Source organism: Microbacterium sp. Clip185 (genome assembly GCF_028743715.1).
In the GTDB taxonomy this organism is placed as follows: Bacteria; Actinomycetota; Actinomycetes; order Actinomycetales; family Microbacteriaceae; genus Microbacterium.
Genome location: NZ_CP117996.1, coordinates 1646646 through 1668894, shown reverse-complemented (window position 1 = coordinate 1668894; position 22249 = coordinate 1646646). Strand labels below are relative to the sequence as shown.

Below are 22249 nucleotides of genomic sequence, written 5' to 3'. Positions count from 1 at the left end.
CAATAAGGAGAGTGTGATGTCGGATGTGCTGATCGACCGCCCGGAACTCGAAGGTCTGGGGGTGTACGAGTTCGGATGGCACGACCCCGACGCCGCTGGGGCGAGCGCGAAGCGCGGACTCACCGAGGCCGTCGTTCGCGACATCTCGGCCCTGAAGGCCGAGCCGGAGTGGATGCTGAAGACCCGTCTGAAGGGGTTCCAGCTGTTCGGTCGCAAGCCGATGCCGACCTGGGGCGCGGACCTCAGCGACATCGACTTCGAGAACATCAAGTACTTCGTGCGTTCCACGGAGAAGCAGGCGCAGTCCTGGGAGGACCTCCCCGAGGACATCCGCAACACCTACGAGAAGCTCGGTATCCCTGAGGCGGAGCGCTCGCGGCTGGTGGCGGGTGTCGCAGCACAGTACGAGTCGGAGGTCGTGTACCACCAGATCCAGGAGGATCTGGAGGCGCAGGGCGTCATCTTCATGGACACCGACACGGCGTTGAAGGAGCACCCGGAGTTCTTCGAGGAGTATTTCGGCACCGTCATCCCCGCCGGCGACAACAAGTTCGCCGCTCTGAACACGGCCGTCTGGTCGGGCGGGTCGTTCGTTTACGTGCCCAAAGGCGTGCACGTGGAGATCCCGCTGCAGGCCTACTTCCGTATCAACACGGAGAACATGGGCCAGTTCGAGCGGACCCTCATCATCGCCGACGAGGGCTCTTACGTGCACTACATCGAGGGCTGCACGGCGCCCATCTACAAGAGCGACTCGCTGCACTCGGCCGTCGTCGAGATCATCGTGAAGAAGAACGCCCGCGTGCGCTACACGACGATCCAGAACTGGTCGAACAACGTCTACAACCTGGTGACGAAGCGCGCTGTCGCGCACGAGGGCGCCACCATGGAGTGGGTCGACGGCAACATCGGCTCGAAGGTGACGATGAAGTACCCCTCGATCTACCTCATGGGAGAGCACGCGAAGGGCGAGACCCTCTCGGTGGCCTTCGCCGGTCCCGGTCAGCACCAGGACGCCGGCGCCAAGATGATCCACATGGCGCCGTACACGCAGTCCTCGATCGTCTCGAAGTCGATCGCTCGCGGCGGCGGGCGCGCCGGCTACCGCGGCGAGGTCCGCGTGGATGCGAATGCGCACCACTCCGCCAACACGGTGCGCTGCGACGCGCTGCTGGTCGACACGATCTCGCGTTCCGACACCTATCCGGCCATCGACATCCGGGTCGACGACGTGCAGCTGGGTCACGAGGCGACGGTCTCGAAGGTCAGCGAGGAGCAGCTCTTCTACCTCATGAGCCGCGGCCTTGCCGAGGACGAGGCGATGGCCATGATCGTGCGCGGGTTCATCGAACCCATCGCGCGCGAGCTGCCGATGGAGTACGCACTGGAGTTGAACAAGCTCATCGAGATGGGCATGGAAGGCAGCGTCGGATGAGCCCCCAGGCCGAAGCCCCCGTGGTCGAGACCGCGAAGGGGCACATCGACCCTGCCGCCGCATTCGTGCCGGTGCAGACCCGTTCGGAGCGCCCGCGTGCGAACGAGGTCTCGTTCTTCGAGACGCCGAGCGGCCGCGAGGTCAACTGGAAGCACACGCCGATCGACCGCATCCGCTCGCTGCTCGAAGACGCTGCAGGCGATCCCGGCGCTGTCGCCGTCTCCGTGACCGGTCCTCTCGCAGCGGCGGGTCTTTCCGCGGAGCAGGCCCCGCGCGGCGAGGTCTTCACGGCCGAGGACCTCAGCGCGGCGATCGCGTGGGAGCGCTCCGCGGAGGCGCTGTACCTGAGTATTCCCAGCGGCACCGAGCTGAGCGAGCCCGTCGCCGTCGACTTCCGTGGCGCCGGCGGACGCGCACACGCGCACGTCGTGATCGAGGCGCAGGCGAACGCACGCGGCACGGTGCTCCTGCGCCACGCGGGTGTCGCCGAGTTCGCCGAGAACGTGGAGATCATCGTCCGTGACGGTGCCGCCCTCACCCTCGTCACCCTCCAGGAATGGGATGACGATGCGGTGCACGTGGCCGCCCACCAGGCGCGCGTCGACCGCGACGCGAGCCTGCGCCACGTCGTGGTCTCGTTCGGGGGCGGCGTCGTGCGCGTGAACCCGAACGTCGAACTCGCCGGCACCGGCGCGCGTGGCGAGCTGTACGGTCTCTCCTTCGCAGACGCCGGTCAGCACCTCGAGAGTCAGGTGTACCTGCACCACAAGGGCGCCCAGACCGTGGGCGACGTGCTCTACAAGGGTGCGCTGCAGGGCGAGACGGCCCACTCCGTCTGGATCGGCGATGTGCTGATCGGACCGGATGCGGTCGGGACGGACTCCTACGAGGCGAACCGCAATCTGGTGCTGACCGACGGTGCTCGGGCGGACTCCATCCCGAATCTCGAGATCGAGACGGGCGACATCCGCGGGGCGGGGCACGCCAGCGCCACCGGCCGTTTCGACGACGAGCAGCTGTTCTACCTGCAGGCCCGCGGCATCGACGCGGAGCAGGCGCGACGCCTGGTGGTGCTCGGCTTCCTCATGGAGATCGTGCAGAAGATCGGCATCACCGAGCTCGAGGAGCGTCTCGTCGGCGCGATCGAGGCGGAGCTGGCGGGGGAGCGGCGGTGAGCGCGACGCGCGTGTGCGCTCTGAGTGAGCTGCAGCAGGACGAGGCGCGCCGCGTCGAGATCGACGGCGTACCCATGGCCGTTGTGCTCGACGGCAACGGTGAGGTGCACGCGATCGGCGACACCTGCACCCACGGTGACATCTCGCTCTCGGACGGATTCGTCGAGGGAGACACCCTGGAGTGCTGGGCGCACGGATCCGCGTTCTCGCTGCGTACCGGAAAGCCCCTGAACCTCCCGGCGTACGAGCCGGTACCCGTATACGAGGTCACGATCGAGGGAGACGATGTGCTGATCGATCCCGCCGTGACCAAGAACGTCGACTGACGAAGGAACTGACATGTCTGTGCTCGAGATCCGCGACCTCCATGTGACGGTCGAGACCGATGAGGGGACCACCCCCATCCTGAACGGCGTCACTCTGACGATCCGCACGGGTGAGACCCATGCCATCATGGGCCCCAACGGGTCGGGCAAGTCGACGCTCGCTTACACGATCGCCGGACACCCGAAGTACACCGTGACGGGTGGTTCGATCACCCTCGATGGCGAGGACGTCCTCGAGATGAGCGTCGACGAGCGCGCCCGTGCCGGTCTCTTCCTCGCGATGCAGTATCCCGTCGAGGTGCCGGGAATCACGGTGACGAACTTCCTGCGCACGGCAAAGACCGCGATCGACGGCGAGGCTCCGGCTATCCGGACCTGGACCAAGGACGTCAAGGCGGCCATGAGCAACCTGCGGATGGACGCCAAGTTCGCCCAGCGCAACGTCAACGAGGGCTTCTCCGGCGGCGAGAAGAAGCGTCACGAGATCCTCCAGCTCGAGCTGCTCAAGCCCAAGGTCGCGATCCTGGACGAGACCGACTCCGGCCTCGACGTCGACGCGCTGAAGATCGTGTCCGAGGGTGTCAACCGCGCCAAGGCGGAGACGGACCTCGGCGTTCTGCTCATCACGCACTACACCCGCATCCTCAACTACATCCGTCCCGACTTCGTTCATGTGCTCGTGAACGGCCGCGTCGCGGAAGAGGGGGGCCCTGAACTGGCCGAGCGCCTCGAGAACGAGGGCTACGACCGGTTCCTCGAGCCGGGTGTGCAGGCGGGCGCGTAGGATTCGACTATGACCGCGACGATCACCCCGGAGAAGTACGACGAGGTCACCGAGGCTCTGAAAGACGTCATGGACCCCGAACTGGGTGTCAATGTCGTCGACCTGGGGCTCATCTACGATCTCGCCTGGGATGACGAGAACGATGCTCTCGTCATCCACATGACGCTGACCTCTGCGGGGTGCCCGCTGACCGACGTGCTCGAAGAGCAGACGGCGCAGGCGCTGGATTCGGTCGTTGACCGGTTCCGGATCAACTGGGTATGGATGCCGCCGTGGGGCCCGGAGCGGATCACCGACGACGGGCGCGACATGATGCGGGCGCTCGGCTTCGCGATCTGACGGTCGCCGATAGGCTCGTTTCGTGATGATCGAGCCGCTTCGCGCGCTGCCCCTCGATGAGCTGCGAAAGCGGAGCAGCGCCAAGTGGCGGTCGTATCCGGACGATGTGATTCCCCTTTTCGTCGCTGAGACGGACTATCCGCTCGCACCCGCGATCAGCGCCGCGCTGCACGAGGCCGTCTCCCGCGGGGACACCGGCTACACGCCGGCCGATCCCGGCGCGGCGGTGGCGTACGCGTCCTTCGCAGCACGTCGACTGGGGTGGGAGCCGGATCCGGGGCGGATGCGGATCACGGGAGACGTCATCATGGGCGTCGTCGAGATCCTGCGCCGAATCATCGAGCCCGGAGATCGCGTCGTGGTCACGCCGCCCGTGTATCCGCCGTTCTTCGAGGCCGTGCCGGAAGCCGGCGGGATCACGCAGTCCGTGCCGCTGCGGGACACCGGAGGCGGCTGGGAGCTGGATCTCGGGGCCATCGATGCCGCGTTCCGCGAGGGGGCGCGCGCGATCCTCCTGTGCAACCCCCACAATCCGACAGGGACGATTCATGCTCCCGACGCGCTGCGCGCGCTGGCCGAGCTCGCAGAGCGCCACGGAGCCGTCGTCGTGAGCGACGAGATCCATGCGCCGCTCCCGCGAAGGGACAATGTGGTCACGCCGTTCCTCTCCGTCTCGGACGCTGCGGCGCGTTGCGGATATGCGATCGTGTCCGCAAGCAAGGCGTTCAACCTCGCGGGACTGAAGTGCGCGATCATGGTTGCCGCGAGCGAAGGGACGCACGCCGTTTTGCGCTCGCTCCCCGAGGAGGTCTCGTGGCGCACCGGGCTGTTCGGCGCCCTGGCGACGGTCGCGGCCCTGTCGCCCGAGTCCGATGCCTGGTTGGATGCGCAAGCGCTCGCGATCGATGCGAACACCGAACTTCTGCGCACGCTGCTGGAGGAGCACCTGCCGGATGCGGGCTACCGGCCACCCGACGCGGGTTACCTCGGGTGGGTGGATCTCTCCCGCTACGGCTGGGGGGACGCGCCCGCGCGTCGGATTCTCCGCGAGGCACGCGTGGCTGTCCACTCGGGTCCCGCGTTCGGGGACGGCGGTGCCGGACACATCCGACTCACTCTCGGATGCGCACCGGAGGTGCTCACAGAGGCGATTGAGCGGATCGCCGTTCTGCGCTGATCCCGCTTGGGTATCCGAGCAGGTAAGGATACCCTTAATAGGTGACAGTCCTCGCCACCCGCCCGTCCTATCGCCCGTACATCGCGCGTGTCTCTCGGGTCGTGCGCCTGGCTCCCCACTTCGCGCGTCTCACCTTCACCTGCCCCGACTTCGAGCATTTCGGCACTGCCGGCCAGGACCAGCGGCTGAAGGTTCTGTTCCCCGGCACGGACGGCCGCGTATGCGACGTTGGTCAGCGCGACGAGGAGGCCATGGCGAACGGCGATTGGTACACGCGTTGGCGCGCGCTGCCACCCGCGGAGCGCACACCCTTCCGCACGTACACCGTGCGCCGCGTCGATCCTGACCGCCGCGAGGTCGACATCGACTTCGTGCTGCACCATGATCCCGGCCCCGCCGGTGCCTGGGCGGAGGCGGCCGTCGTCGGCGACGAGCTCGTGATCGTCGGACCGGACCAGCGGAGCCCGGACTCCCGTCTGGGTATCGACTGGCATCCGGGAAGCGCGCGCAGGCTTCTGCTCGCCGGTGACGAGACGGCGGCTCCGGCGATCGCCGGCATCCTCGAGTCCTTGCCGTCCGACACGGACGTCGACGTGTTCATCGAGGTTCCCTCTGGCCAGGACGCTCTCCCGATCGCAACCCATGCCCGCGTCGCGTGGCTGTCACGCGATGAGCGCCCCCACGGCGAGGCGCTCATCGCGGCGGTCGCCTCCTGGACGCAGACCGCTGCTGATGTGCTCGCCCGCGCCGCTGCGCCTCGTCCGCAGGAGCTCGAGGACGTCGACGTCGATCGCGAAATCCTGTGGGACAGTCCGGAGGATTCGGAGGGCGAGTTCTATGCCTGGATCGCCGGAGAGTCGCAGACGGTCAAGACGTTGCGCCGGCTCCTCGTTCAGGGCAATGGCGTCGATCGCAAACGCGTGGCCTTCATGGGGTACTGGCGACGAGGAGTCGCCGAACGCGTCGAGTAGGAGGCCGGGCGTGGTCAGGCGGGTGCATCCGCATCCGTGATCGTGTGGTGGCGTCCGAGAGGGATGACCATCGGTCGACCCGTGAGCGGGTCGGGCATGATCCTGCTCTCCAGCCCGAAGACCGCGCGCACGACATCTGTCGTCAGCACGCTCGCGGGCTCTCCTGCGGCGAGGATGCGGCCGTCGACCATGGCAACGAGGTGGTCGGCGTAGCGAGCCGCGAGGTTGAGGTCGTGCAGCACCATGACGATGGTCGTCCCGCGATCGCGGTTCAGATCGGTCAGGAGATCCAGCACGTCGATCTGGTGACTGATATCGAGGAATGTCGTCGGTTCGTCGAGCAGCAGCAGGTCCGTCTGCTGAGCCAGCGCCATGGCGATCCAGACGCGCTGTCGCTGGCCGCCGCTGAGCTCGTCGACCGAACGATCGGCGAGGTGCGCCGTACCCGTTGCCTCGAGCGCGCCGGCGATGGCGGCGTCATCGGCGGAGGTCCACCGTGCAAGGGGACCCTGGTGCGGATGCCTGCCTCGGCTCACGAGGTCCGAAACAGCGATGCCGTCGGGCGCGATCGGTGACTGCGGCAGCAGTCCCAGCACGCGCGCAACCTGTCGTGTGGGCATCCGATGGATGCTCTTTCCGTCGAGCAGGACGTGTCCTGCGACGGGGGAGAGCAAGCGTGCCATCGACTTGAGCAGCGTGGACTTCCCGCACGCGTTGGCACCGACGATCGTCGTGATCCTTCCCGCGGGAACAGCGAGACTCAATGCTTCGACGATGGTCCTGTCTCCGTATGCGAGGGTGAGCGCGTCGGCGGCGAGAGTGTGTTCGACGGTCATAGAGAGCTTCCTCCGGTCCGGCTGCTCCGGATGAGCAGGTAGACGAGATAGGGCGCGCCCAGCACGCCGGTCACGACGCCGACGGGAAGGCGCGTGCCCAGTGCGTACTGCGCGACGAAGTCGGACACCAGCACGAGGACGGCGCCCACGAGTCCCGCCGGCAGGACGGGGGAGCCGACGGGCCCCAGGACCCTCACGGCGATGGGGCCGGCAAGGAAGGCCACGAACGAGATCGGTCCGGCAGCCGCGGTCGCGAAGGCGAGCAGGCAGACGGCAGTGACGATGAGCAGGAGCCTGCTGCGCTCGACGCGCACGCCGAGAGCGGATGCGGTCTCATCGCCCACCCGCAGCAGTTCGAGATCGCGCGCGAGGAGCAGCAAAGCGGGAACGACCAGGACCATGACGGCTAACAGTGGCAGCACTTTGTCCCAGCTCGCGTCATTGAGATTGCCCGTGATCCAGCGCATGGCGGTCTGAAGGTCCCACTCTGCGGCGCGGGAGATGACATACGACACCACGCTGTTGCAGATGGCGGCCACACCGATGCCGATGAGGATCAGGCGGGCCCCGGATCCGCCGCGCTTGTAGGCCAGCAGGTAGATCAGCAGAGCCGCCATCAGGGCAGCGCCCGTCGCCAGGAACGAGACGGGCGTCTCTCCGAGGCCGAGGACGACGATCCCCGTGACAGCGGCTGCGCTGGCGCCCGAGCTGATGCCGATGACGTCCGGACTCGCGAGCGGGTTTCGCAGCATCGTCTGGAAGACGACGCCGCCCATCCCGAAGCAGAGACCGGTCAGGAGCGCCGTCGTCGCACGCGGCAGTCGCAGCTCGCCCACGGTGAAGGACGCGCCCGGCAGGCGCTGGCCAGTCAGGACGCCCCATACCTCGGCGGGGGAGTAGAAGGTCTGCCCCACCATGAGCGAGAGGGCGTAGGCGATCAGCGCGACGGCGGCGAGGACGGAAGTGACGGCGATCCAACGTCGGCGCCGTCTGCGGCGCCCGGCCCGCACGATGTCGGTCGCCTGCACGGCCGAGGTGGTGGCGCTCACAGCGCCTTCACCTTCTGGCGTCTGACGATGGCGATGAAGAAGGGCGCACCGATGAGCGCGGTGATGATGCCGACCTCGATCTCTTCGGGCCGGGCGATGACGCGCCCGATGACGTCGGCGCCCGTGAGGAGCACGGCTCCTGCGACGGCGCTGAAGGGCAGGAGCCAGCGGTGGTCCACGCCGATGAGCAGCCGGCAGATGTGCGGGACGACGAGCCCCACGAATCCGATGGGGCCGGCGACCGCGGTCGCGGCTCCGCACAACAGTACAGCGCCCAGCGTGGAGATCATACGGGCGGTGCGCACGCGCTCACCGAGCCCTGCTGCGAGCTCATCACCCAGGGCGAGCGTGTTGAGAGCGGGGCTGCATGCCAGGCAGACGACGAGACCGACGATGAGAAACGGCGCGACCTGCAGGATGGTGGCCCCTGTCGCGCCGCCGACTCCGCCCACCTGCCAGAAGCGGAACTGGCTCATCACGTCGACCCGCGGCAGCAGGATCGCGCTCGTCAGAGAGGAGAACGCGACGGCTGTCACCGCCCCGGCCAGAGCAAGCTTCAGCGGCGTCGCGCCCCCTCTGCCCAGCGCTCCGATGCCGTACACGAACACCGCCGCGACCCCAGCGCCCACGAGCGCGGTCCAGATGTACTGCGTGGGCGTGGCGAGGCCGAGGAACGCGATGCCGCAGACCACGGCGAGGGCAGCCCCGCCGTTGATTCCGAGGATCTGCGGGTCGGCGAGAGGATTGCGGGTTGCGCCCTGCAGGACGGCACCCGCCACGCCGAGCGCCGCACCGACCGCGATCGCGAGGACGGTGCGAGGGATGCGCTTGTTCACGGCAGCAGCCCCAGCTGTGTCGACGGTGCCGCCGAGCCCGGACCAGATGTCGTGCCAGCCGACCGCGCGTGCGCCGAAGGTGATCGACAGGAACGAGACCCCCAGCAACGTGACGAGCAGCACCAGGATCCACAACGCCCGACGCCGCCCCCAGCGCCGTCGCGGCGACGGTGTGGGGGCGGCAGTGGTGGGGGTGACGGCGACGCTCATCGCCGCCCGCGCCCGCGGACGATCGGCGGGATCATGATGCCTTGGCGGCGGCCTCTCCGACCAACGTGATGTAGTCGTCGCCGTAGCTCGTGCCGATCGACAGCGGCGACGGCGTGATCGCCGAGGAGAGCGTCGAGTCGGAGGTGATCACCGCGACGGCGCCCTTGGCGACGGCGGGGATACGGGACATGAGCGGATCGGCCTGCCACTGGGCGAGCGTCTCGTCCGTGCCGTAGGTGACGATCACCTGCACGTCTTCGAAGCTCTCGATCTGCTCGGTGCTGGTGACGATCCAGAACTGGTCGGACGCGGCCGACTGCTCTTTGACGTATGCGGAGGGCGCGAAGCCCATCTCCTCGAGGTAGCCGACGCGCGGATCCGACCGGCTGTAGAAGCCGAGATTGCTGAGGTCGGTCGGGTCGAAGTACGACAGGAGCGTGGTCTTCCCGGCGATGGCCGGATACTGCGCGGCGGTGTCGGCGACGTGCTTCTCGAGCGATGAGACGAGATCCTGGGCCTCGTCGGCCATTCCCAGGGCCGTTCCATCGAGGATGGTCATGTCCTGCCACGACGTCCCCCACGCCATGTCCTGGTAGGTGACGACCGGTGCGATCTTGCTGAGGGTGTCGTACTGCTCCTGGGTCATGCCGGAGTATGCGGCCAGGATGACATCGGGTGCCGCATCGGCGATGGCCTCGTAGTCGTACCCGTCTGTCTCATCCATGAGAACGGGGGTCTCGGCGCCGAGCTCGTCGAGCTTGTCCTTCACCCACGGCAGGAGTCCGTCGCCGTCCTCGTCGCCGTAGGTCACCTTCGGCATGGCCACCGGCACGATTCCCAGCGCCAGCGCGACATCCTGGTTGCCCCAGTCGACCGTCACGACGCGCTGCGGCTTGGCGTCGATCGTGGTGGCGCCGAAGGCATTCTCGATCGAGAGCGGGAACGCGTCGCTCTGACCCGCGTCATCGCCGGTGGCAGCGGGGGTCGCCATTCCTGAACTGCAGGCGGTGAGAGCGGCAAGGGAGACGGCGGCGACCGCAATGGCGGTCCAGCGCTTGAGCTGCATGGCGAGGAGGGCCTTTCTGAAGGGGTGCTAGGCGAGGCTACCCTAACTCGCTGACGGATTTCGACCGCGGTCGACCAGCAGTGTGACCGCAACGACGTGTCGATGGGGGCCCGGTAGACTGAACGGTGGCCTTCTCCGGCCACGACCCCACCCGAACAGAACGGACGTACGCCGTGCTCGCCGTGCATGACCTCGAGATCCGCGTCGGCGCGCGCGTTCTCATGTCCGAGGTCGCCTTCCGCGTCTCCCGAGGCGACAAGATCGGGCTGGTCGGTCGCAACGGCGCGGGCAAGACGACGCTCACGAAGGTCCTCGCCGGCGACCTGCTGCCCTCGGCGGGAGAGGTGCAGCGCGGGGGAGAGCTCGGCTACCTCCCGCAGGATCCTCGTTCGGGCGACCCGGAGATGCTGGCACGCACGCGCATCCTCGACGCGCGCGGGTTGGGGACGCTTGCGCTCGGCATGCAGGAGGCCTCGCTCGCGATGGCCGACGACGATCCGGACGTCGCCGCGAAGGCCATGCGGCGTTACGGGACGCTCACCGAGCGCTTCGAGTCACTCGGGGGCTACGCGGCCGAGGCCGAGGCGGCGTCCATCGCCCACAACCTCTCGCTTCCCGACCGCATCCTCGATCAGCCGCTGAAGACGCTCTCGGGCGGTCAGCGCCGGCGCATCGAGCTCGCCCGCATCCTGTTCTCGGATGCCGACACGATGATCCTCGACGAGCCGACGAACCACCTCGACGCCGACAGTGTGGTCTGGCTCCGTGAGTTCCTGAAGAACTACAAGGGCGGGCTCATCGTCATCAGTCACGACGTCGAACTCGTCGGCGAGACCGTGAACCGTGTCTTCTACCTCGACGCCAACCGCCAGGTCATCGACATCTACAACATGAACTGGAAGAACTACCAGCGTCAGCGGGTGGCCGATGAGGAGCGCCGCAAGAAGGAGCGCGTCAACGTCGAGAAGAAGGCGACGGCACTCCAGTTGCAGGCGGCGCGCTTCGGCGCCAAGGCTTCGAAGGCCGCGGCAGCCCACCAGATGGTGGCACGCGCGGAGAAGATGCTCTCGGGTCTGGATGACGTGCGCCAAGAAGATCGCGTCGCGAAGCTCCGCTTCCCGAAGCCTGCCCCGTGCGGAAAGACGCCGCTGATGGCGCGCGGCCTGTCGAAGTCGTACGGCTCGCTGGAGATCTTCGCCGACGTTGACCTGGCGATCGATCGCGGGTCGAAGGTCGTCGTTCTGGGGCTCAACGGCGCGGGCAAGACGACGCTGCTGCGGATGCTCGCGGGAGTGGACGCTCCGGACACCGGAACGATCGAGCCCGGACACGGTCTGAAGATCGGGTACTACGCCCAGGAGCATGAGAACCTCGACGTGTCTCGCTCGGTCCTGGAGAACATGATGTCGGCAGCGCCGGACATCACCGCGACGGAAGCCCGCAAGGTTCTCGGTTCGTTCCTGTTCACCGGCGACGACGTGCTGAAGCCTGCCGGCGTGCTCTCCGGCGGAGAGAAGACGCGCCTGTCGCTGGCCACGCTCGTCGTCTCGAGCGCGAACATGCTGCTCCTTGACGAGCCGACGAACAACCTCGACCCGGCCTCGCGCGAGGAAATCCTCGGAGCACTTGCACACTACGAGGGTGCCGTGGTGCTCGTCTCACACGACGCCGGGGCCGTGGAGGCCCTCAACCCGGAGCGCGTCCTCATCCTCCCCGACGGGGTCGAGGACATCTGGGGTCGTGACTACGTCGACCTGATCACCCTGGCCTGATCCCTCAGGCGTCGGCGCGGTCGAGGATCGCGTCCTCCTGCTCGGCGTCCCGGTCCACGCGGGCACGCCGACGGACGGCGGGCGATGGGGTCGGCGTGGCCTCGTCCTCTTCGTCCTCCGCGCGCTTACGACGCTCCGTACGGATGATGTAGCCGATGAACACGAACCCCATCACCGCGAACAGGATCCACTGGATCGCGTACGACAGATGCGGTCCAGGATCCTCCGACGGTGCTGCCAGCGCGTACGGCATCTGCGTGACAGGCGGGGTCTCGCTGACCAGGGCCCCATAGGCGGAGGTGAGTGTCTCCGGACCCGTCGTCTCTGCGACGAGGGGGAGGTTGATGGTCGGGACCTGCCCGGCAGGCGCCGACCGGCCAGAGGCCGGTAGCGCCTCCGGAGCGCGCAGGCGCACCACTACGCTCACCGGGCCGTCAGGAGGTGCGGGAATCGCAGCCGGCCCGTCACCACTCTCCGCCGGCGGGATCCAGCCGCGGTCGACGATGAGCACTTTCCCGTCGGATGTGCGCAGCGGTGTCAGAACCTCGAACGCGCTCGTGCCTCCGTGAGGACGATTGCGCACCACCAACTGTTGCTCCGGTACGTACTCACCGACGACGACCACCGGATGCCATTCCGACTCCGGATCCAACTCGTCGTCGGGAAGCAGCTCGTTCAGCGGCACGGCCGTCGCGTCGTAGTTCCGCTCGACGAGAGCGAGCTGCGCTGCCCGTTCGTCGTTGCGCGCGAACTGCCAGTTCGAGAGGAAGACGCACGCGATCGCGAACGCGATGGCGACCCCGACGTACGCGGTCCACCGCACAGCGGTGTCACGACGGATGCTCACGACGCGTCCTGCGTGGCGAAGGGCTCGACCGCGACCGGGAAGGAACGGGTCGCGAGGAAGTCGCGGAGATACGCGACGTGCGCGTCGCAGGCCAGCCAGATCTTGCGTCGATCCGCGTCATGGATCCGCGGATTGCGCCACAGCACCCGCCAACGGGCGCCGTCGCGACATCCCGCTCGTGAACAGATCGCCTCGTCGCTCATGCGTCGTGCGTGCTCGGAGGCGTTTCGGAGATGGTGATCACCTGGCTGTGGGGGGTCGGCGCGGGCCGCTCCGCTTTCGGATCCAGAGCGGGCAGAGTGACGGTCTCGGCGGGGGCGGCTCGGGACTCCTGGCCCACGTTCGCGATCACGACGGCGATGTAGGGAAGGAACACGGCTCCCGCGGCGAACAGCCACGTGTACCAGCCGTAGGGGGTGACGAGGATCATCGCGACGAAGCAGGCCACCCGCACGCCCATCATGATGACGTACTTGAGCATGCGAGCGCTCGACTCGTCACGCGGAGCGTGGGGGAGCGAGGTCGCCGACTGCGGTGGGGAGGGGTGCTTCACGGTGTTTCCAGAGTACGCCGGAGGCACCGCTCGCGGGGTCGGTCAGGACGAGTAGCTGTAGTCGTAGTAGGCGCCGTTGGCGAGATTCACGACCCAGACGATCCAGAGCACCACGAGCACCCCGATGATCGCGTAGAGCACGAGGCCCGCGTAACCGGTGATGGTGCCCGCCAGCCCCAGCGCGCGGCCTCCCTCTTCGCGTTCGCGGATCTGCTTGAGCGAGATGTGGCCGGTGATGATGCCGACGATGGAACCGATGAACGGCAGCATGACCACCCCGATGATCGAGGAGACCAGCGACACCACAGCGAGGCTGTTCGTCTTGGGGCCCGCGGGATACGGCGTGTAGGTCGGCGGGACCCCGTAGGCCGGGGCGCCCTGGTACGCGGGCGGATACGCGGGGGCCGTGGGGGGCACGCCGTACGCCGGATAGGCGGCGGGCGCCGCCGGAGGTGCGCTGTATCCCGGGTAGGCGGCGGGCGGTGCATAGGAGGGGGCCGGGGACGACGGAGCCGGGTAGGACGGCGGCGCGTAGGCGGGCGGCTGGTAGTCCGGCGATGCGGGGGCCGCGCCGGAGGGCTCCGCTGGCGTGGGCTGAGCGTCGGGGGTGCCGCCTTCTCCCGCGGATGCGGGCGTGGGAAGGTCGTTGTTCTGATCGCTCATCGGGGTGCCTTTCAGTCTGTGAGGGAAGCCTTCCAGTGAGCGCTGGGCGGTGTCAAACGGGCCTGTCGATAGGCTGGAGGCTCTGCCCGAACTGACGAGGAGAACCATGTCGAGCGACCGTGTCGTGCTCATCACCGGAGGAAACCGTGGCATCGGCCGCGCGATCGCCGAACGCTTCGTGTCCGACGGGTACCGCGTCGCCGTGACCGCTCGCTCGGGCGAGGGACCGGAAGGCACGCTCACGGTGCGTGCCGATGTGACGGACGCCGCCGCACTGGACGCCGCCTACACCGAAGTCGAGGAGAAGCTCGGCCCCGTCACCATCCTCGTCGCGAACGCGGGCATCACGCGCGACATGCTGCTTCTGCGCATGAGCGAGGACGATTTCGACGATGTGATCGACACGAACCTCGGCGGTACGTTCCGCGTGGTCAAGCGCGCCGCCAAGGGGCTCATCCGGGCGCGTTGGGGTCGCGTCATCCTGATCTCCAGTGTGGTCGGCCTCTACGGCTCGGCGGGCCAGATCAATTACGCAAGCTCCAAGAGTGCGCTTGTCGGCTTCGCTCGCTCGCTGACCCGCGAGCTCGGTGCGCGCGGCATCACGACGAACGTCGTCGCCCCCGGCTTCATTGAGACGGACATGACGGCCGAGCTGCCGGCCGAGACGCAGGCGGAGTACAAGAAGGCCATTCCGGCCGGCCGCTACGGCACCGCGGCGGAGGTCGCCGCGGTCGTGGCGTGGCTCGCCTCCGATGACGCCGCCTACGTTTCCGGCGCCGTCATCCCCGTCGACGGCGGCCTGGGCATGGGTCACTGATCGTCAGCGCTCGATCGCGCGCACGATGAGCGCTCCCAGCAGTCTGGGCTGGGAGAACTGCGGCCAGTGGCCCGACCCGACGCGCGAGACCTCGCGGTCGGTGATTGCGCGCCACTCATCGTGATAGCTCGGCCACGCTGACAACTGCGTGTCCAGTTCTTCGGCGTCGGCGCCGCCGGAGAGAACGGTGACGGGGATGCGGTAACGGCGCCGGTCGTGCAGGTGAAGCGGGTCCGTCGGAACGGATGCGGGCACGGGTACTGCTGTGGCGGCGAGCCGCTGGCGCATACCTGCGTCGAGGTCGGCGATGTCTGGGGCGTCGAACGCCTCCCAACCCGGGAACGGCACGACGCCGTCGACGACCGGGAATGCTGAGATGTCCGCGCCGTCCGGCACGGGCACCGTGTCGACGAAGATCACGCGGCTGACGCCATCAGGACGCGCGTCGGCGGCGCCCCACGCGACATTTCCACCGCCGCTGTGCCCCACGAGCACGACCGGCTCGCCGGCGGCGTCGATCCGTGCCACCACGGCAGCGATCCAGTCCGCCAGCTGCGCTTCTGGGGAGGACGGAAGGGTGAGAGGAACGGCGTCGAAGCCGGCGTCGTCGATCGTGGGCACCACGTCGTGCCACGACTCTCCGCCGAGCCAGAGGCCGGGAATGAGAATGACCTGCATTCCCGGACTCTACGCCTCGCCTCCGACGCCGTCAGGGCAGGAGCGGAATGACCTCGCGCAGGTCCACGGGGCCGATGACGAGATCGGCGGAAGCGCGCACCGCGGGCTTCGCGTTGAACGCCAGGCCCAGAGCCGCCGCGCGCATCATCAACAGGTCGTTGGCGCCGTCGCCGATGGCGATCGTTCGGCGTGGATCCACCCCGTGCTGTGCGGCCCATTCGATCAGTTGCGACGCCTTGGCCTCCGCGTCGACGATGGTGCCCGAGACGACGCCCGTGAGCTCGTCGGACCCGACCTCGAGGCGGTTCGCGCGCCACAGGTCGACGCCGAGGGCGGGCGCGATCTCGTCGAGGATCTCGTGGAAGCCGCCGGAGACCACACCGACGACGCCATCTCGCGCGTGCACGGCCTCGATCAGCTCACGTGCGCCCGGGGTCGGCTCGATGCGCGAGCGCACCCGCGCGAACGACGCGGTGGGGACGCCGCGAAGCTGGGCGACGCGGCCGCGCAGGCTCGTCGCGAAGTCCACCTCCCCGCGCATCGCCGCCTCCGTCGCCGCCGCGACCTCGGCGCCGCGTCCGGCCTCGTCCGCGATCAGTTCGATGACCTCGTTGCGGATGAGGGTGGAGTCGGCGTCGAGCACGACGAGCAGACGACGAGGGCGGGTCTCACGCATCCGTCCACGCTAGCGCGCGCCGCAGCGAGCGCTTGACGGACACCGCGGGTGTTACGGCTCGACGCGCACGTTCTTGCCGACGACCGTGATCCCCGAATCGGTGACGGTGAACCCGCGCGCGAGGTCGCGCTCGCGATCGACGCCGACCGTCGCGCCGTCGAGAAGGACGACGTTCTTGTCGAGGATCGCGCGGTGGATGCGCGCTCCCGCTCCCACGCGGACACGGTCGAAGAGAACCGAGTCGGTGATGGTCGATCCGCCGCCCGCCAAGGTCCAGGGACCCACGACGCTGCGCTCCAGATGCGTGCCCGAGAGCACCGACCCGAGTGAGACGACCGAGTCGATCGAGTTGCCGATGCGACCCACCGCGTCCCGCACGAACTTCGCGGGCGGCGAGTTCACGAGCTGGGAGTGGATGGGCCACTGCGTGTTGTAGAGGTTGAAGATCGGAAGCGTCGAGATGAGATCGAGGTGCGCGTCGTAGAACGAGTCGATCGTGCCGACGTCCCGCCAGTAGGCACGGTCCCGGTCGGTGGAGCCGGGGACCTCGTTGCGGATGAAGTCGTAGACGCCCGCCTCGCCGCGGTCGACGAAGTACGGCACGATGTCGCCGCCCATGTCGTGGTTCGAGGTGGGAAGCTCGCCGTCCGCTTCGACGGCCTCGATGAGGGCATCGGTGTTGAAGATGTAGTTGCCCATGGAGGCGAGGACCTCGTGCGGGCTGTCGACGAGGCCTGCTGGATTCTGCGGCTTCTCGAGGAACTCGCGGATGCGGGTCGGGTCGTCGGGCTCGACGTCGATGACGCCGAACTGGTTGGCCAGACCGATCGGCTGCCGGATGCCGGCGACCGTCGCGCGCGCCCCGGAGGAGATATGCGCGTCCAGCATCTGCTGGAAGTCCATCCGGTAGACGTGGTCGGCGCCGACCACGACCACGATGTCGGGCTGTTCGTCGTTGATGAGGTTCAGGCTCTGCAGGATCGCGTCGGCGGAGCCGGAGAACCATCGCTTGCCCAGGCGCTGCTGGGCCGGCACGGAGGTCACGTAGGAGTCGAGCAGCGCCGACATGCGCCATGTCTGGGAGACGTGGCGGTCGAGGCTGTGGGACTTGTACTGCGTGAGGACGACGATCTGTCGCAGTCCCGAGTTGATGAGGTTCGAGATGGCGAAGTCGATGAGTCGGTACTGTCCGCCGAACGGCACCGCCGGCTTCGCCCGGTCGGCCGTCAACGGCATGAGTCGCTTACCTTCGCCACCCGCGAGGATGATTCCGAAGACCTTGGGTGCCGGCATGGCACCAGACTATGCCGCACGCACCCCCTGTACTAGCGTCCATGACATGCGCGTCGACATCGTCTCCAAGGAATACCCGCCCGAGATCTACGGCGGGGCCGGAGTCCACGTCGCCGAGCTCGTCCGCGCGCTGCGCGAGCGTATCGAGGTGCAGGTGCGCGCGTTCGGCGAGCCCCGTGACGAAGCCGACACCACGTCGTATGCAACGCCCGCGGAGCTCGCGCACGCAAACCCCGCGGTGAAGACGCTCGGCACCGATCTCGAGATCGTCGGCGACGTCGCCGGTGCCGACATCGTGCACAGCCACACCTGGTACGCCAACTTCGCGAGTCATCTCGCATCTCTTCTGCACGGCATTCCTCACGTGGTCACCGCACACTCCCTCGAGCCGCTGCGGCCGTGGAAGGCCGAACAGCTCGGTGGCGGTTATGCGGTGTCGAGCTGGGTCGAACGCACGGCCTACGAGTCCGCTGCGGCGATCGTCGCGGTCAGCGAGGGGATGCGGGCCGACATCCTGCGCGCCTACCCCGATGTCGATCCGGCCCGCGTGCGTGTCATCTACAACGGCATCGATGCCGAGGCCTGGCAGCCGACCAGGAACGAGGATCTGCTGCGCGCGCTCGGCATCGATCCGGCGCGGCCGTCTGTGGTCTTCGTCGGGCGCATCACGCGGCAGAAGGGTCTGCCGTACCTGCTCCGCGCGGCGCGGCTCCTTCCGGCCGACGTGCAGCTGGTGCTGTGTGCGGGAGCTCCCGACACGCCCGAGATCATGGCAGAGGTCGAGGGTCTGGTGCGCGAACTGCAGGAGACCCGCGACGGGGTCGTCTGGATCGACCGGCACCTACCGCGCCCCGAGCTCTCGGCGATCCTGACGGCCGCCACGACGTTCGTCTGTCCGTCGATCTACGAGCCTCTCGGCATCGTGAACCTGGAGGCCATGGCCTGCGGTGCGGCGGTCGTCGGAACCGCCACGGGCGGGATTCCCGAGGTGGTCGTCGATGGTGAAACGGGGCGCCTCGTGCCGATCGAGCAGCTGCAGGACGGAACGGGCACTCCGCTGGATCCCGAACGCTTCGTCGCGGATCTCGCCCGGGTGCTGATCGAGGTCGTCTCCGACCCCGAGCAGGCCGCCCGCTACGGTGCCGCCGGACGCCGTCGGGCGGTCGAGGACTTCAGCTGGACGCGCATCGCCGCCGAGACCGAGCAGCTCTACCGCGAGGTGCTCGAGGCTCGCTGAGCCGGCTCGGCCTCAACCGCCGGCCCGGTAGGCTGGACGGCATGCCGCAGGTGCTGGATTTCTCCGACGTCGTCGTCCGCCGCAACGCAAAGGACATCGTCTCCCATCTGGACTGGCAGGTGGACGGCGACCAGCGCTGGGTCGTGCTCGGCGCGAACGGTGCGGGCAAGACCACCATCCTCCAGCTCGCCGCGACCCTCGATCATCCGACCTCGGGTGCGGTGACGATCCTCGGCGAGAGGCTCGGCCGCACCGACGTTTTCGAGCTGCGTCCGCGCATCGGATTCGCCTCCAGCGCGATGGCCAAGCGCATCCCGGCGGAGGAGACCGTCCTGAACGTCGTGCTCACGGCAGCATTCTCCGTACTCGGACGCTGGAACGAGCAGTACGACCGGATCGACGAGCGCCGGGCGCTGCGTGTGCTGGCGGAGTGGAAGCTCGACCACCTCGCCGACCGTACCTTCGGCACGCTGTCGGACGGCGAGCAGAAGCGTGTCCAGATCGCCCGTGCCGTCATGACCGATCCCGAGCTGCTGCTGCTCGACGAGCCGACCGCGAGCCTCGATCTCGGTGCGCGTGAAGAGCTCCTCGAACTGCTCAGCGGCTACGCGCAGGCGCCCACGACGCCCGCGATGGTCATGGTCACGCACCACGTCGAAGAGATCCCCGTCGGCTTCACTCACGTGCTGCTCCTGCGCGCCGGCGCGGTCGTCGCCTCCGGACCGATCGCCGAGACGCTCACCGCCGAGAACCTCTCCGAGGCGTTCGGCATGCCGATCGTGGTCACGGAGGCGGACGGCCGCTATGCCGCGCGCGCGGCACGCTGAGCGCCGGATGCGGCGAAGCGCCGCTCCGCCTGTTAGACTCGTCTTTTGGTGCTTCCGGCACCGCAGACTTTCCTCCGAAGCACTCCCGCAAGGAACACCATGAAGACTGACATCCACCCCGACTACCGCGACGTCGTTTTCCGCGACCTCGGCTCGGGCGAGACCTTCCTCACCCGCTCGACGGTCTCGAGCGACAAGACGATCGAGCTCGACGGTGTCGAGTACCCCGTTGTCGACGTCGAGATCTCCTCCGCCTCGCACCCGTTCTACACGGGCAAGCAGCGCATCATGGACTCGGCCGGTCGCGTCGAGAAGTTCAACCAGCGCTTCAAGAACTTCGGCGCCAAGTAAGACGCCCTCACGACGAAGGGCCCCGCGAGATCGCGGGGCCCTTCGTCGTGTCACCGGATTGGCCAGCGACCGTCGACGGGATCGAGCGGGTCGATGCGGCCGATACGGACGAAGTACTCGGTGAGACTCTCCGCCTGAGACCTCGCCCATCCGATCTGGTTCGTGTGAAGCTCCGCGACGGCAGCGGGCAGTCGATCGCCGTAGCGTTCGCAGAGGGCGAGCGCGAGCCTTCCCGCGGCTACCGCGTCCGCTGCGGCTTCGTGAGCGTCCTCGAGGACGACGCGATAGTGCTCGGCGACCACGCTCAGCGTCCGCTTGCCGCGACGATACGTGTCGAACGCCTTGTCGAGCACCAACGGATCGATCACGGGGGACGGGTGTTCGATCGGTGCCACCGCGTGACGCACGGCCTCGTGCCGCAGGAGCGAGAAATCGTACGGGGCGTTGTAGGCGACGACCGGCGTGCCCGATGCGAAGAGCTCGGACAGCGCGGCGGACACCTCGGCGACGACCTCTCCAGCCGGACGCCCATGGGCTCGGGCGTGCGCGGTGGAGATTCCGTGCACGGCCTGCGCGGCGTGCGGGATCTCGACTCCGGGATCCGCGAGCCACGAGCGCGCTTCGATCACGGTGCCGGTCTCGTCCAGCACGCCGACGTGAGCGGTCACGATACGGTCGCGGGTCACATCGATTCCGGTCGTCTCGAGGTCGAAGACGCCGATGCGCCTGACCCACTCGGGAGGACGTGGTGTCAGGAACTCCTCGAGGTCGAAGAGCGCTTCGGGAGCGCGGGCGGCGACGGGGTGGTCGGGCATGCGATCACGCTACGGGAGGCCACCCCCACGTCCGGATGACCACGCCGGGTGCGACGTAGACTCGAACGGTGACAGCGCCGCATCCTTACGCCGACAAGCTCGCGCCCATCCCCGTTCAGCGGCGCACTGTCGAGGTTCTGGGCGGCCGGACGGTCTACTGGGAGTACGGCGACGAGGCCGCCCACACGACGCTGCTGCTCGTACACGGCTTCCGCGGGGACCACCACGGCCTCGAACCGGTCGTGGCGAACCTGCCGGGCTTCCGTGTGATCGCTCCCGATCTCCCGGGCTTCGGCGAGACCGCTCCGATTCCGGGCCGCGTCCACGACCTGGAGCTCTACGCGGACTGGTTGCGTGGCTTCGCGCAGGAGGTCGCGGCGGGAGCGCCGATCCTCGGCCACTCGTTCGGGTCGATCGTGGCCTCGGCGGCGGTCGCCGCGGGACTGACCACGGATCGGCTCGTGCTCGTGAACCCGATCGGCGCGCCTGCGCTGGAGGGACCGCGCGGCGTCCTCACCCGTCTGGCGGTGTTCTACTACCGTGCGGCGGCGCGTCTGCCTGCGCCGATCGGCGACGCGTTGCTGCGCAACCGCGCGATCGTGCGTGGCATGAGCGTCGCCATGGTCAAGACGCGACAGCCGTTGCTGCGACGGTTCGTCCATGACCAGCACGACCGCTACTTCTCGCGTTTCGCTGATCGTGACGTGCTCCTGCAGGCATTCGTGGCTTCCGTCTCTCATGACGTGCGCGAGTTCGCACCACGCATCTCTCAGCCCACGCTGCTCGTGGCCGCTCAGCTCGACGACATCACTCCGATCGAAGCCGAGCGTGCCCTGCGTACGCTGTTCGACGACGCGGAGCTCGTCGAGATCCCCGGCGTCGGACACCTGATCCACTATGAGACGCCTGAGCCGGCGGCGGCCGCGATCAGTCGCTTTCTTTCGCCTTCCGCTGACGGTACGCGTTGACGTTCATCCGGTTCCCGCAGTTGCCGGTGTCGCAGTAGCGCTTGGACCCGTTGCGGGAGAAGTCGACGTAGACCGCTCCGCAATCGTCGGCCGCACAGACGCGGATCCGCTCATACGCGTCGGCGCGGATGACGTCGACGAACGCCATGGCTGCTTCGATGAGGATGCGATCGGCGAGGGGAGCGTCGTCGGGGGTGGCGTGGATGTGCCAGTCGTACGCGTCGTGGCGCACGAGGCGGGGTACCGCATTGCTCTCGTGGAGCATGGCGTTCACGAGAGGTACCGCGGAGTCGCGATCGAGGGACCAGAGTTCGCGCAGGCGGGGCCGGATGCGGCGGATCGCCTCGAGTTCCGTGGCGTCGTGACGGATCGTTCCCGAGTAGGGGTGCACCTGCAGATACGCGGCGAGATCGTCCAGATCGACGAGGCCGTCCACGTCCGGCGAGGTTGTGCCGGGCAGCGTGTTGACGATGTCGGCGGTCATGACAAGGGATGACCGCGTGTCAGGGGTGAAGATCAAGTTGACTCCTGACTCGATGGGGGATAGC

The 22249-nt window shown here is 68.0% G+C and carries 26 protein-coding genes; 13 read left to right on the top strand and 13 right to left on the bottom strand.

The annotated features are described in order from the left end of the window. Nucleotides 1-16 precede the first annotated feature (16 nt). Genes sufB through PQV94_RS08020 form a run of 7 tightly spaced genes read left to right on the top strand, consistent with a single transcriptional unit; the run spans nucleotide 17 to nucleotide 6207 of the window. The gene (sufB, locus tag PQV94_RS08050) at nucleotides 17-1435 is read left to right on the top strand and encodes a Fe-S cluster assembly protein SufB (RefSeq protein ID WP_137417048.1); all 1419 of its coding nucleotides are present in this window, start codon (nucleotides 17-19) and stop codon (nucleotides 1433-1435) included. Further along, nucleotides 1432-2610 (top strand): Fe-S cluster assembly protein SufD, encoded by a 1179-nt coding sequence (sufD, locus tag PQV94_RS08045; protein ID WP_274285369.1) that lies wholly within the window; start codon nucleotides 1432-1434, stop codon nucleotides 2608-2610. The genes sufB and sufD overlap by 4 nt, the downstream gene beginning before the upstream one ends. Continuing rightward, the gene (locus PQV94_RS08040; RefSeq protein WP_137417046.1) at nucleotides 2607-2936 is read left to right on the top strand and encodes a non-heme iron oxygenase ferredoxin subunit; all 330 of its coding nucleotides are present in this window, start codon (nucleotides 2607-2609) and stop codon (nucleotides 2934-2936) included. Before sufD ends, PQV94_RS08040 begins: the two co-directional genes overlap by 4 nt. A 13-nt stretch (nucleotides 2937-2949) precedes the next feature. Continuing rightward, entirely contained in the window at nucleotides 2950-3720 is a 771-nt protein-coding gene (sufC, locus tag PQV94_RS08035; RefSeq protein ID WP_137417045.1) for a Fe-S cluster assembly ATPase SufC, read from the top strand. Between the two features lie 9 nt (nucleotides 3721-3729). Continuing rightward, nucleotides 3730-4059 carry a metal-sulfur cluster assembly factor gene (locus PQV94_RS08030; RefSeq protein WP_274285368.1) on the top strand — a complete coding sequence of 110 codons (330 nt, stop codon included), beginning with the start codon at nucleotides 3730-3732 and terminating at the stop codon, nucleotides 4057-4059. 25 nt (nucleotides 4060-4084) lie between these two features. Then, nucleotides 4085-5236, top strand: a complete 1152-nt coding sequence (locus tag PQV94_RS08025) for a MalY/PatB family protein (protein WP_274285367.1) — start codon at nucleotides 4085-4087, stop codon at nucleotides 5234-5236. Between the two features lie 41 nt (nucleotides 5237-5277). After that, nucleotides 5278-6207, top strand: a complete 930-nt coding sequence (locus PQV94_RS08020) for a siderophore-interacting protein (protein WP_274285366.1) — start codon at nucleotides 5278-5280, stop codon at nucleotides 6205-6207. Nucleotides 6208-6221: 14 nt separating this feature from the next. On the opposite strand, the gene PQV94_RS08015 is transcribed toward PQV94_RS08020, so the two are convergent. The 4 genes from PQV94_RS08015 to PQV94_RS08000 are packed head-to-tail and all read right to left on the bottom strand — an operon-like array spanning nucleotide 6222 to nucleotide 10204. Next, nucleotides 6222-7043, bottom strand: coding sequence for an ABC transporter ATP-binding protein (locus tag PQV94_RS08015; RefSeq protein ID WP_274285365.1), 822 nt, complete (start codon nucleotides 7041-7043; stop codon nucleotides 6222-6224). Next, the gene (locus PQV94_RS08010; protein WP_274285364.1) at nucleotides 7040-8092 is read right to left on the bottom strand and encodes a FecCD family ABC transporter permease; all 1053 of its coding nucleotides are present in this window, start codon (nucleotides 8090-8092) and stop codon (nucleotides 7040-7042) included. The genes PQV94_RS08015 and PQV94_RS08010 overlap by 4 nt, the downstream gene beginning before the upstream one ends. Then, nucleotides 8089-9138: a FecCD family ABC transporter permease gene (locus PQV94_RS08005; protein WP_274285363.1), complete on the bottom strand. Its 1050-nt coding sequence runs from the start codon at nucleotides 9136-9138 to the stop codon at nucleotides 8089-8091. The genes PQV94_RS08010 and PQV94_RS08005 overlap by 4 nt, the downstream gene beginning before the upstream one ends. Nucleotides 9139-9169: 31 nt before the next feature. After that, complete coding sequence (locus tag PQV94_RS08000) at nucleotides 9170-10204, bottom strand: iron-siderophore ABC transporter substrate-binding protein (RefSeq protein WP_274285362.1); 1035 nt, start codon at nucleotides 10202-10204, stop codon at nucleotides 9170-9172. A 173-nt stretch (nucleotides 10205-10377) separates the two neighbouring features. On the opposite strand from PQV94_RS08000, the gene PQV94_RS07995 reads away from it, so the two are divergent. Next, nucleotides 10378-11976 (top strand): ABC-F family ATP-binding cassette domain-containing protein, encoded by a 1599-nt coding sequence (locus PQV94_RS07995; protein ID WP_274288244.1) that lies wholly within the window; start codon nucleotides 10378-10380, stop codon nucleotides 11974-11976. Nucleotides 11977-11980: 4 nt separating this feature from the next. Here PQV94_RS07995 and PQV94_RS07990 read toward each other — a convergent pair whose 3' ends face one another. Genes PQV94_RS07990 through PQV94_RS07975 form a run of 4 tightly spaced genes read right to left on the bottom strand, consistent with a single transcriptional unit; the run spans nucleotide 11981 to nucleotide 14039 of the window. Further along, entirely contained in the window at nucleotides 11981-12823 is an 843-nt protein-coding gene (locus PQV94_RS07990; protein ID WP_337994348.1) for an SURF1 family cytochrome oxidase biogenesis protein, read from the bottom strand. Continuing rightward, entirely contained in the window at nucleotides 12820-13026 is a 207-nt protein-coding gene (locus PQV94_RS07985) for a hypothetical protein (protein WP_274285361.1), read from the bottom strand. Before PQV94_RS07985 ends, PQV94_RS07990 begins: the two co-directional genes overlap by 4 nt. Beyond that, nucleotides 13023-13376, bottom strand: coding sequence for a DUF3099 domain-containing protein (locus PQV94_RS07980; RefSeq protein ID WP_274285360.1), 354 nt, complete (start codon nucleotides 13374-13376; stop codon nucleotides 13023-13025). The genes PQV94_RS07985 and PQV94_RS07980 overlap by 4 nt, the downstream gene beginning before the upstream one ends. Nucleotides 13377-13418: 42 nt before the next feature. Continuing rightward, nucleotides 13419-14039 carry a DUF4190 domain-containing protein gene (locus PQV94_RS07975; protein ID WP_274285359.1) on the bottom strand — a complete coding sequence of 207 codons (621 nt, stop codon included), beginning with the start codon at nucleotides 14037-14039 and terminating at the stop codon, nucleotides 13419-13421. A gap of 106 nt (nucleotides 14040-14145) precedes the next feature. On the opposite strand from PQV94_RS07975, the gene fabG reads away from it, so the two are divergent. Continuing rightward, entirely contained in the window at nucleotides 14146-14856 is a 711-nt protein-coding gene (gene fabG, locus PQV94_RS07970; protein WP_274285358.1) for a 3-oxoacyl-ACP reductase FabG, read from the top strand. Between the two features lie 3 nt (nucleotides 14857-14859). Here fabG and PQV94_RS07965 read toward each other — a convergent pair whose 3' ends face one another. Genes PQV94_RS07965 through glgC form a run of 3 tightly spaced genes read right to left on the bottom strand, consistent with a single transcriptional unit; the run spans nucleotide 14860 to nucleotide 17503 of the window. Next, nucleotides 14860-15534, bottom strand: coding sequence for an alpha/beta fold hydrolase (locus PQV94_RS07965; RefSeq protein WP_274285357.1), 675 nt, complete (start codon nucleotides 15532-15534; stop codon nucleotides 14860-14862). Between the two features lie 31 nt (nucleotides 15535-15565). Continuing rightward, the gene (serB, locus tag PQV94_RS07960; RefSeq protein ID WP_274288205.1) at nucleotides 15566-16210 is read right to left on the bottom strand and encodes a phosphoserine phosphatase SerB; all 645 of its coding nucleotides are present in this window, start codon (nucleotides 16208-16210) and stop codon (nucleotides 15566-15568) included. A 51-nt stretch (nucleotides 16211-16261) separates the two neighbouring features. Then, on the bottom strand, nucleotides 16262-17503 hold the full coding sequence (gene glgC, locus PQV94_RS07955; protein ID WP_274288204.1) for a glucose-1-phosphate adenylyltransferase: 1242 nt from the start codon (nucleotides 17501-17503) through the stop codon (nucleotides 16262-16264). A gap of 46 nt (nucleotides 17504-17549) precedes the next feature. Between glgC and glgA the strand changes: the two genes are divergently transcribed. The 3 genes from glgA to PQV94_RS07940 all read left to right on the top strand — a co-directional run bounded on the left by glgA (nucleotide 17550) and on the right by PQV94_RS07940 (nucleotide 19918). After that, entirely contained in the window at nucleotides 17550-18740 is a 1191-nt protein-coding gene (gene glgA, locus PQV94_RS07950) for a glycogen synthase (RefSeq protein WP_274288203.1), read from the top strand. Nucleotides 18741-18781: 41 nt separating this feature from the next. Continuing rightward, the gene (locus PQV94_RS07945; protein ID WP_274288202.1) at nucleotides 18782-19567 is read left to right on the top strand and encodes an ABC transporter ATP-binding protein; all 786 of its coding nucleotides are present in this window, start codon (nucleotides 18782-18784) and stop codon (nucleotides 19565-19567) included. Nucleotides 19568-19666: 99 nt separating this feature from the next. Then, a complete protein-coding gene (locus tag PQV94_RS07940) occupies nucleotides 19667-19918 on the top strand; it encodes a type B 50S ribosomal protein L31 (protein ID WP_137417031.1) in 252 nt (83 codons plus the stop codon). 50 nt (nucleotides 19919-19968) lie between these two features. Here PQV94_RS07940 and PQV94_RS07935 read toward each other — a convergent pair whose 3' ends face one another. Beyond that, entirely contained in the window at nucleotides 19969-20733 is a 765-nt protein-coding gene (locus PQV94_RS07935; RefSeq protein ID WP_274288201.1) for an exonuclease domain-containing protein, read from the bottom strand. 68 nt (nucleotides 20734-20801) lie between these two features. On the opposite strand from PQV94_RS07935, the gene PQV94_RS07930 reads away from it, so the two are divergent. Next, nucleotides 20802-21701: an alpha/beta fold hydrolase gene (locus PQV94_RS07930; protein ID WP_274288200.1), complete on the top strand. Its 900-nt coding sequence runs from the start codon at nucleotides 20802-20804 to the stop codon at nucleotides 21699-21701. Here the strand turns inward: PQV94_RS07930 and PQV94_RS07925 are convergent. Then, nucleotides 21661-22221 (bottom strand): CGNR zinc finger domain-containing protein, encoded by a 561-nt coding sequence (locus PQV94_RS07925; protein ID WP_443192722.1) that lies wholly within the window; start codon nucleotides 22219-22221, stop codon nucleotides 21661-21663. The genes PQV94_RS07930 and PQV94_RS07925 overlap by 41 nt on opposite strands. Nucleotides 22222-22249: the final 28 nt, after the last annotated feature.